Raw genomic sequence first — 9,961 nt, 5'->3', positions numbered from 1 at the left:
CCTGCCGGCGAACTGCCGGAAATCCGGAAAAGAGAAGTGAGCGAAAGATTGGAGCAAATCTGTCCTTATCATACAGGTTTGCTCCAGATTTGTACAGGTACGAGATATCTACCGTTTACAAATAAACAGACAATCAGAAAAAATATAATTCATTTATAATAATAAAAAGAGAGATAAAAAACCGGATAACCACTGTCTAAGCGGTTATCCGGCTTCTAAAAATGTAGTCGAGGCGACGGGACTCGAACCCACGGCCTCTGCGTCCCAAACGCAACAGGAAGGAGGCTATATCGGGTATTATAAAAACATCTGAATCCTTTGAGAGCCTTTATTTATACGGTCCTCAGAGCATACACTTAGAAATCACCGATGATTACTGTTACTCAATATAAGTCTATATTGTTGGAACATTGTTGGAACAAAGAGGCACGCTACTATATAATTTATTGAATATGTTTTATGAATTTAGAAGATGTTTGATTTATAGTATTTTATTTGACTTCTCATAGATTATTCTTTTCCTGCATCTTCAAAAAAGCTTCATTTAGACTCAAATAAATATTATGGACTCTTTGTACAGTCTGGACGGATACTCTGATTCCTTTACCATAGCGGCTTCCCTGCTCCCAATTGGTAATGGTATCAGCCAATAAATCTAAAGAATCTTGTTTATCAAATTCAAATCCGGTTTCTATTAATAGATTTAACAGATATCGAATATCATGTGTTCTATTATAAGGGATACCGTACTCCATTAAAATGGCTTTCATTAAAAATTCAATTGCCTGTTGTGCTTCAAAACATGCCACGTCCAGATAAGCGTCATCATTTGCTATTTTTCCCAATGCATTTTTAGATTGTTCAAACATAACCAGAGAACGGTTATACATTGTGCTCATAGACAATTACTCCTTCCTCCACAGAATCTTTAAGAACAGTACCATCCAAATATGCATAATCGACCACATCTGCATTTCCTTTAGTAACAGAAGAAATCGTCTGTCTCATATTTTTAGTAAAAGGTTTTAGTACTCCTTCTTTATCATAGCAGTCCTGGTTCCAGTCAATACAGATATCTAAGTCGCTGGTGATATCACAGTCATACCTTGTGGAACTGCCGAAAATAATGATACGACGAACAGCCTGGTCGTTTTTCGCCTGACCTACAATTTGAGCTACCATTTTTTGCTTTAATGGATGAATTCTGTTTACATTTTTAAAAGCATTATCACTAACCACCCGATTAAATTTCCAGTCTTTTGATTTCCTTGCCATCAAATATTCTTGTGTTGTCATGCTATCACCTGCCTTCTGAATATTGTTGTATCTATTTTTAAAATACCTGTTTTAATTTTTAATATTATTGACAATTTTAACTATTTAGAGTCCGCCAGATATAAGTAGATTCCTTCTTTTTCTATATTACTATAAAAAGGATACACAGGCAGCCATTTTTTAAAATGTTCTTCACTTTTTGCCAGAGGTTTGATATCCAAATCATAATCCATGTTAAAATCGTAAGTCATGCCAGATAACTGATGTCGGTATTTCTTTATCTCTATATCAGAAATATCCAACAAAATCATTATATCAATATCAGAATCCTCGGTATAATCGCCCCGTGCATAAGAACCGTAGAGTGTGATTGATTTTATGTGGGAGCCATATATTTCTATCAATTTTGTTATATATTTTTTTAATAATAAATGGATGGTTGTTGTCATGATGACACCTATTAAAAAAAAGAAAATCTTTAATCAAATTTATCTTAACACACTATGTTAGGATTTACTATATGGTTTTATCATGCTTATTATAAAGACTTTTTGCAATCGAATAGAATAATATTAACTGAAAAATGAAGAAAAAATTATAACATAAACAGCGATAATTCTTAACAGATTTCAAATATAGAAGATGATGAAGAATATGGACATATTTTTCCAAAAAAATAGATTCAATTAATACATATTAGAGATATGGAAGAAAGACTGATAAACTAAGATTTTGATTTACCACGGCCCTATCAGTCTTTCTTTACATATCAACTATTGAAAAAGTCGTATATGAAGACCATATCTGCGACTCTGTAAAAAGATGGAGCTCACCATCTTCTTCCACTCAATTATACCAAATTGATATATTTATTTATTTTTTTTACCGTTTAGATCATCTGCTAATTTTTTTAATCCTAGCACTCCATTAAAGAACGTTTCAGCACCAAGTTTGCCAAATTTTTTTAAAGGAGATGTCCGTTTTACAATAGAATTTGGAGAAGAATAATCAGCACTAAAATTATTACCATTATCGCCAGCAGAAAATCTATTTTTAGAATCCTGCTGGCACAAGATTTTTTTTCGTAACAAACCATTATCCCCGATTCTGTTTCTATATGACCAAATCCTTTTTCTTTTGATGTAAGTCCTAGAGAATCTTTTAAAATACTTAAATCTGACATTTTTTGAGATAATGTCAAGTACATAACATCATTTTCTTGTATATGTTTTATCCAATTACTATTTGTTATGTTACATACATTTTTGAAGGATAGCGTGGTAATTTCATGTAACATAGAAATATCAATATCATATCCAAAAAAACATTCTTTATTTATTATAATACTCTTACTAATCTTAGAAGCCAGTTCTTCTTCAGATAAATCCCCACTAACTAATTTATAAAATTCTTCCCATTTCCAACTAATAATGGCAATATTCATATAATATTTGCAATCATTTATAATATTTACTAATTTTTTCTTTAAGACAAAATAAGCTGGCGTTTCATCACTACTAGTTTTTGGAATTCTTCCAAAACCACTACGCACCAATCCACTCTCTAAACAATTAGATATAAATCGACTATGCTTGTATTTTTTTTCTGACAATTTTTGCAATTTATTTTGTTTTATAGAGTCGTCAATAACACCTATATGAAAACCCGTCGGAGATCCATCATAAGAACAATAATAAAATATTAACATAAATTTCTCCTCTCTGTTAAAATCCCATTGGATTTTGTATAATGTGGTATCCATCTCCTTCTTTTTTAATGCGCTGTTTAATTAATTCCTTATATTCTAAATAATCATTAATAGATGCCATATCAAAAAATTTTTCTCCTATTTTTATGCCAAGTTTACCAAAAATATTTGCACCATTATATTCATTTCTTTTTCTTTCTTCAATCATTTCTGCAATATAACGCATCAAATAAACAATTGGTTGCTCACAATATTTAGGAGTTGGTTCCTTTATTGTTACATCAGGAAAATAATAAATTGCTTTTTCTGGTGTATGAAATTCGCGATTTACAATAATTTCTTTTGTCAGATTATCTCTTTCAAAATGACTAAACATAGCCCCTCCCATTGTAAATATTGGTGTAATAGCCACCTCATATTTCATTTTAGCATTTTGAAGAAAATAAATCAGTTCCTTATAAGATTCTTTTGTTTTCGCACAAACTTCTTCCATTTTTCTCTCTTCCAAATATCTTTCACATTTTAATGGGACAAACAAAATTAGTTTTTTTTGCCAAGAAATACCTTTATCACTTAAAGCCATTTTTAACATTTCTCCTGTCCGACGGCAAAAATTTCTATATTCATTAAATCGCCCTTCTTCTTCCATCATGTGAGGAGTATCTATCGCTACAATTATTGCTCGACTTAATTTCATATGTTTTAATAAAGTTTCTCTATGGTTTTTAGCTGTCATCCATTCACCTGGATAATCTACGAATTTTACGATAATATCACTATTTTTACCTACAAGATTTATACGAAATGAATATGTCTTTTCTTCTTCGGTTGGATTACTATCCGGAACAAACATTCGGTTATTTATTCCTATAAAATAATCTTTCATTTCATTACTTTTTTGAATTAGTGCGTCTAAAGTATCAAAATCTCCCATATACATAGTCATACCTGTTTGTTTAAATATTTCCTCAAAGTTATCCTTCATAGCTGCCAATATACTGGTTTTTCCACAACGACGTCCTCCTACCATTAAAACCTGTGCTGTAAAATCGTTTTTTTCCATCTTATGTATACCCCCATTTAATTAAATTGATAAAGATTTTTATTATCATATTTATGGATTTCTTCTGCCAAAGTATTCCAATCCCCTGTAATACCTTTTTGCAATTGATATTTTTTGTATTCATCTTTCCAAATTTGAGAAATTGAATCTTCATATATGTATCTCCAAGAAGTTTTTGCTTTTTTAGAATATACAATACGGTCGTAAAAATCTTTTATTACTGCCCATAATGTACTATTAGGATAGCTGTATAATGTTGCTAATTCTGTTTGAATTTTTTGATATACAATTTCTAAATAATGAACTAACCAGAAATGAATATCATCTGCTAAAATATTCTTTTCTGCTAAACTTCCTTGTAACACAGGCCCTTGTGTTTGCAAACTAAGATCTATCTCATCTAACTGTGCCCGAACACGATAAATCAAAAAACTTTCCATATTCATATTAAAATCAGATAATTTTTCTAAAGCGTCTGTAATTAGTTTGCATTTTGGGTAGTTTTTAGTAATTTCGATAAATTCTTTTAACCAATCTTCTGCATTATCAGGAGATGAAACGATAATATACTTCAATCTGCCACTATTCTCATTTGCCAGAATATTAACAATATATTGTTTCATTTGTGTTACTAATTTTTCAAGTGTTGTATTTAACTCTAAAAAGTCATCAATAATAGATAGTCGCATTTCATCTGTCAACCGTTCATATGCATTATGTTGATTAATAGAGCCATCATTCAAATACTCAAGAATTTTTTGTTTTGTGGGAATATTTAATAATATATTCCTCATTTTTTTCTTAGCAGTATTTTCAAACTCTTTGCAATTTTGGGTACGCAATTTCCCATATGGCTCATTTACATATGCCTCACGAATATTATTGGTCATCTTTTCATATGTTGCGTCAATTATTAAATCGAATTCTCTTTTTGTATCTTGGTTAATTGATGCATTAAATGCTTTCGTAGTTTTCAATGCAATTTCATGATATTCCATATGCAAGTCCAATAATTGTTTTTCAGCTTGCTTTAAAAGCATTTCATCCATCTGTGGTAAGTTATTTGGTAATTTTTCCAATATAGGAATTAACAATTTATGTTCAACTTCATCTTTATCATTGCAGTTTACCACCAGATAATCGGCAACAGGGAAATTACGCATTCTTTTTAGCCTGGATAAAAATTCTGGTATGCTGTCGATATTTTTTCCTTCTCCCTCACTAACTTGATTGATAATCCAAAATAACATCTTATTTGTATATTTTGAAGACATCTTTGCTTCAATATCATTTACTATATCAATATCATATTGTGCAACACTAGAACGCTGAGGGTCCGGACGTGACATCATAACGATGACATCGCTATCCTCACTAACTGTTGACAACATCTTTTCACGAATATCAAGAGCCGTATCTCCCAATCCAATGGTATCTACTAATACTATTTTTCCGCATTGACTGAATGGAAATTGACATTTGATATTGGCAACCTTCACCCCAAGATATTTGTAATATTTATGTGACTTATCAAGATTACTATATTGAGCCACATAACTTTCGATTTCTTCAGCTGGAATAGTTTGTGTTGTCCCTAATAGAGGAAGCACAACATCGCTATGTTCTATATATTTATTAAGTTGTAGGAAGAGCGATTGTTTTTGAGCATTACTTTCTACTTTAGTTTCAAGGTTGCATTGCTTCAAAACAGAGATTTCTTCTACGGAATTAATTTCATATGTATCTTTTCCAAAAATCTCCTGTATATATTTATTTACGATATCTTTATATTCATTTTTGCTATAAAATATAATTTCAGCATGGACCCCAGTAGTATCTTGATTTGTTATAATTGATTTTGTTCCTGTACAATCAGAACCCTTAGAAGAAGGAATAATATCTCCCGATAGTCCACTTATTTTTTGCATAACGAGACTTTTGCCCTGTCCGGCGCGTCCAACAAAACTAATGTGAATCTGTTTTCTTGAAAAACGGTTATACAGTTGATTTAATGTTTCCTGAACTTTTTTATATCTTTGACGAAAAGATTTTGTATTTATTAGGCGTAAATTTTCCGCTATTTCCGGACATTGGTTAAATAACGATTCATATATTTGAGGCTTTTCAGAAGCTGCATCCTGACATACTTTTTCCAGTTTCCGAATTACATTATTTACATTTTCCAAGCGTTCTTTCATTTGTTGTATTTGAGGTAATTTTTCTTGTCGATGTAAAACTATTTCGTCAATTTGTTTTGGAATATTCATTCCCTCGCATCCCCCTTTTTTATGTAGTAAGCGTCCATAAATAACAAGTTTATTATACTTGCTTATGTTTTCGTAGTCAACTAAATCAAAATATAATCAACCAATTAAACACAACCTGTATAGTAAACTAATACAAAGGAGGTTTGTAATGGTTGATTTGGGCAACAATTTAAAAACTTTGCGACTAAAGAAAAATTGGACTCAGGCTCAATTGGCACAAAAACTGGGAATCACCAAATCTGTTATCAGTGCTTATGAAACTGGCATCCGTTTGCCTTCTTATGATATATTGATTCACATAGCTAAGATATTTAATGTATCTACGGATTATCTTCTGGGATTAGAAAAAAAGTACGAGATTGACTTATCTGGTTTAACTGAAGAAGAAATACAAGCTTTACTGGCTCTAATCGAAGCCATGAAAAAATAATGTTACTTTGTATGACAGATTTAATTTTATTCCAGGCCAACCCTACACATGAGTGAAATTATGTATAGGGTTGGCCTTTCCTTTTATCCTACTAATTTCATCGCTTTATCCACCAACCGATTGCCATCCAGACTCCTCTCAAAAAGATTCTCCCGGTAGGTTGCTGTCTCCCGGAGTGGTCTGCTGTGTGTTTCAAAATCACTGACGGCATTAATGAAACGATACGCATTGAATCCCACATGTTGTAAGTCTGGCGCTTCGTAAAATCTGGTCAGCATGTCTTTTCGCTGTTTCCTGACATTCTGTTCCTGTAAAGCAGTTGCCTGTTCTGGCACAGGGAGCAGGAGATGGACATTCCGTTCCACCGCTTCTTTATCCATTGGGATATTTCCCAGCTTTTCAATCTGCATTCCCAGTTCTTCCATATAATCTACGCTTCGTTCCATGGTTTCCAGTGCATCGTGGACATTGTTTTCCACACTACGGCTGTGCTTAAAAGACCAAACCCGTCTGGCGTTTCCCAAAGCCAGGTTGAGCATGTTAGAACAGAGCATCCGTATTGGTGTGATGGCGATTTTAAAAGAACTGCTGGCGTCATGAGAGTTCAGGAACACCAGGTAACTGCAAATTCTTTCTCCGTTGATGATGTATTGGTCTGGTATCTGGATCAATACCCATGTTTTCCGTCCCTGCTGGAAGACGCCGGCATACTGATAACGGAACCCGTGCTTTAACAGTTCCTCACTGAAAGCAAAAGCCGTCCGATTCTGAACAACTTTGTATTTATCACTGACAACACCAAGAGCATACTGGTCTGTCGCGCGGATATTTGCTCTGTATCCTGGTATTTTTATGCCATCTTCTGTGTAGATTGGTTTTTGTTCCACCTGCCAATTAAGGTCTGCCAATTCCAGAACTTCTTCCGCTGTACTGGCACCACGCACATCTTTTCCCAGGCCGTCCCAGACGGTACGGCGGTTTTCAAATATCGTTCTTGTCGTTGTTTTCATAAATAATTCCTCCTTGTCATAGTATGATTTTTGATTTTTTTAAACTGCGATGGACAGTTTTTTCATTTCTGCGTCATAATGATAAATGGAGTTGGACAACCATTCTTCTTTTGCAGTGAGAGTGTGGTTTGTCTTCTCCAGCATTTGTTTTAATTCTCTCGGTTTCAATCCTTCCCCGTCCGGCAAGAGAAGGAGTTCGTGGACAGACGCGGGGATAATGTAGAAACTTTTTCTAAACACTTTTGCGGCATTTTCCAGTAAAGCAGGAAAGAGAAGGGCAGCAGCATTCAAGTATTGTTCTGTCGCATCTCGTATCAGCCACATTTCCGGTTCTGATAGATTCTCTTTACTGTCAGTCCCAATCTTTGCATCTGATACCTGCTCGTCTAACTTCTGTAAGACGAAATCTCCGTTTTTCTCCATGTTATGTATGGCATCCACGAATACTGTAAATGTAGATACGTCCCATTGCCGGAACTGTTCAGTGAGGACGGCAACCCCGGTCTGTTCTGCCAGCAGCTCTGTACCGGATAAATTTCGCATATCCATACAGAAAACGGCGGCCAGATCAAGGAAAGGAAGGTACATTTTATCTTTCAGATATTTTTTATTCCATTGCCGGTTGATGAGCCGCAAATAAAGCCGGTCTTTTATCCTGCTGTAGTCTGACAGCTCCTTTGGAGTTGGGAAGGAGAGGAGCTGCTCAAATTTGGTATGTTCTATAAGGATATTTCCTATGATATTTTCCATAGTCTGTCCGGCAAGATAATCGTTATAATATTTTCCAAGAGAATATGTTGAAGATATGGGTTCTCCTTCTTTCTGGACGAGAAACCCTTCTTCGGCCGTACTGTTATTTTGGCTGATTTCCTCCAGATGGATATGGTAGTTGTTTCCAAGTTCATTAGATAATCTTTCCAACAACTTGTCAGTAAATGTATAGTAATCCATGATCTTTCCCTCCCTCTATGCTGCTTTATCTTTGGTCTTTTTCAAGGCTTCCATAGCCCGCAGATAAATTTCCTCGTCCATCTCTGCCAGAGAATGGATATCGTACCGTTTTAAAATATCCCATTCTGAAACACCGGTCCGTTTCATTTCTTTTGATAATGCGGTAAGGCGGGTTTTTGATAAGCCTTTCTTTTTTGAGCCCCTGGCTGATGAATGTTCCGGCTGCCGGGATTCTTTTTCGACAGCATCAGGAATCTCCCCGATAGAATACACCACGGTACCCTTCTGGTTGCAGATAGACAGGGAAGAGATTAAGCGATGCTCCTGGTGATAGGAGATAGAAGATACATAAAAGCTGTCCTGTGTCCGGAGCTTCCCGTCTTTTTCTTCGATATTGGTTTTATCTGCTGGAATCCAGATAAAGGGAGCCGTATAAAGCTCTCTTCCGATACCGATATTAAAACAGGCCCGCTTAAAGGAATCAGAGGCGGCGCCTTTCTCTGATTCTGAATAAGACGGAGTACCGACATCCTCCTTGTTGACCCATTCCCCATCTGCACCCCTGATACTTACGGTACAGAATAACAGGCCATTGATGGAACGATGTTCCCGTTTCCATCCATAGATGCCGAAAGTCTCATCTAAAATGTTCTGGTCTACCCGCGCGTCTTTATATAATAGCAGGGACAGGCCGTTCCTGCGGATGATACCGGCCCGGCATTCAATCTCGTCGGCACGGAGCAGGCGGATTTCCTTTGGTTTATTGATTGCATTTTTTGTTTCTGCCATCGTGACCCTTCTTTCTTTTATATTTTATTGCTCATAAGACATCTTTTTACAGAGAAACCGTATCATGCTACAGAGAATTTTCGATAGCTGCTTTCTTTCAGGCAGTCTTTATAGGCTTCTCCCAGATGCTCTTTTACTTTATCCACATCTGTTGTATGTTTGACTATGGTTTTCCACGAAACGATATGATGTTCTGTCCGCCCTGTTTCATGTTCACCCAGCATGGCTTTTAACTGATTGGATACGGTTTCCTTCTGTGTTTTCAGATGACGGATGGATTCTTCCAGTTTTCCGTAGGTTTCTACCAGCTGTTCTGCATCATGCGGAAGGATGATCTCTGATTTTTGTCCTGGTCCTATGTCAAGAAAAAGTACAAATTAAATATGCCCTTTTAATGTTGAGTTACCCTGCTAAAGCTTCAGCTCTTTCATCTAATGCTGCATAGTATTCTTTTTCATACTGATCTGG

The 9,961-nt window shown here is 35.1% G+C and carries 11 protein-coding genes; 1 reads left to right on the top strand and 10 read right to left on the bottom strand.

Annotation, left to right across the window (positions count from 1 at the left end; all coding sequences use genetic code 11):
• Positions 1-503: 503 nt before the first annotated feature.
• The 6 genes from B5F87_RS19420 to B5F87_RS19395 all read right to left on the bottom strand — a co-directional run bounded on the left by B5F87_RS19420 (position 504) and on the right by B5F87_RS19395 (position 6,313).
• The gene (locus tag B5F87_RS19420; RefSeq protein WP_087284147.1) at positions 504-899 is read right to left on the bottom strand and encodes a HEPN domain-containing protein; all 396 of its coding nucleotides are present in this window, start codon (positions 897-899) and stop codon (positions 504-506) included.
• The gene (locus tag B5F87_RS19415) at positions 883-1,296 is read right to left on the bottom strand and encodes a hypothetical protein (protein WP_087284145.1); all 414 of its coding nucleotides are present in this window, start codon (positions 1,294-1,296) and stop codon (positions 883-885) included. The genes B5F87_RS19420 and B5F87_RS19415 overlap by 17 nt, the downstream gene beginning before the upstream one ends.
• An 80-nt stretch (positions 1,297-1,376) precedes the next feature.
• On the bottom strand, positions 1,377-1,724 hold the full coding sequence (locus B5F87_RS19410) for a nucleotidyltransferase domain-containing protein (RefSeq protein WP_087284142.1): 348 nt from the start codon (positions 1,722-1,724) through the stop codon (positions 1,377-1,379).
• A gap of 533 nt (positions 1,725-2,257) precedes the next feature.
• Entirely contained in the window at positions 2,258-2,983 is a 726-nt protein-coding gene (locus B5F87_RS19405) for a hypothetical protein (RefSeq protein WP_087284139.1), read from the bottom strand.
• A gap of 16 nt (positions 2,984-2,999) precedes the next feature.
• The gene (locus B5F87_RS19400; RefSeq protein ID WP_087284136.1) at positions 3,000-4,046 is read right to left on the bottom strand and encodes a hypothetical protein; all 1,047 of its coding nucleotides are present in this window, start codon (positions 4,044-4,046) and stop codon (positions 3,000-3,002) included.
• A gap of 17 nt (positions 4,047-4,063) precedes the next feature.
• Positions 4,064-6,313 carry a hypothetical protein gene (locus B5F87_RS19395; protein WP_087284131.1) on the bottom strand — a complete coding sequence of 750 codons (2,250 nt, stop codon included), beginning with the start codon at positions 6,311-6,313 and terminating at the stop codon, positions 4,064-4,066.
• A gap of 148 nt (positions 6,314-6,461) precedes the next feature.
• Here B5F87_RS19395 and B5F87_RS19390 point away from each other — a divergent pair, with 148 nt between their 5' ends.
• Positions 6,462-6,743: a helix-turn-helix transcriptional regulator gene (locus tag B5F87_RS19390; protein ID WP_087284129.1), complete on the top strand. Its 282-nt coding sequence runs from the start codon at positions 6,462-6,464 to the stop codon at positions 6,741-6,743.
• An 83-nt stretch (positions 6,744-6,826) separates the two neighbouring features.
• On the opposite strand, the gene B5F87_RS19385 is transcribed toward B5F87_RS19390, so the two are convergent.
• From B5F87_RS19385 to B5F87_RS21100, 4 genes are all read right to left on the bottom strand, one after another.
• Complete coding sequence (locus B5F87_RS19385; RefSeq protein WP_087284125.1) at positions 6,827-7,753, bottom strand: DUF932 domain-containing protein; 927 nt, start codon at positions 7,751-7,753, stop codon at positions 6,827-6,829.
• A 39-nt stretch (positions 7,754-7,792) separates the two neighbouring features.
• Positions 7,793-8,704, bottom strand: coding sequence for a DUF5688 family protein (locus B5F87_RS19380; RefSeq protein ID WP_087284122.1), 912 nt, complete (start codon positions 8,702-8,704; stop codon positions 7,793-7,795).
• 15 nt (positions 8,705-8,719) lie between these two features.
• Complete coding sequence (locus tag B5F87_RS19375) at positions 8,720-9,493, bottom strand: Rad52/Rad22 family DNA repair protein (RefSeq protein WP_087284119.1); 774 nt, start codon at positions 9,491-9,493, stop codon at positions 8,720-8,722.
• A gap of 62 nt (positions 9,494-9,555) precedes the next feature.
• Positions 9,556-9,717, bottom strand: a complete 162-nt coding sequence (locus tag B5F87_RS21100; protein WP_158097112.1) for a hypothetical protein — start codon at positions 9,715-9,717, stop codon at positions 9,556-9,558.
• Positions 9,718-9,961 lie beyond the last annotated feature (244 nt).

The organism is Eubacterium sp. An3 (genome assembly GCF_002159465.1).
GTDB classification, from domain to species: domain Bacteria; phylum Bacillota; class Clostridia; order Lachnospirales; family Lachnospiraceae; genus Anaerobutyricum; species Anaerobutyricum stercoris.
This window is presented reverse-complemented; position numbering and strand designations above follow the sequence as displayed.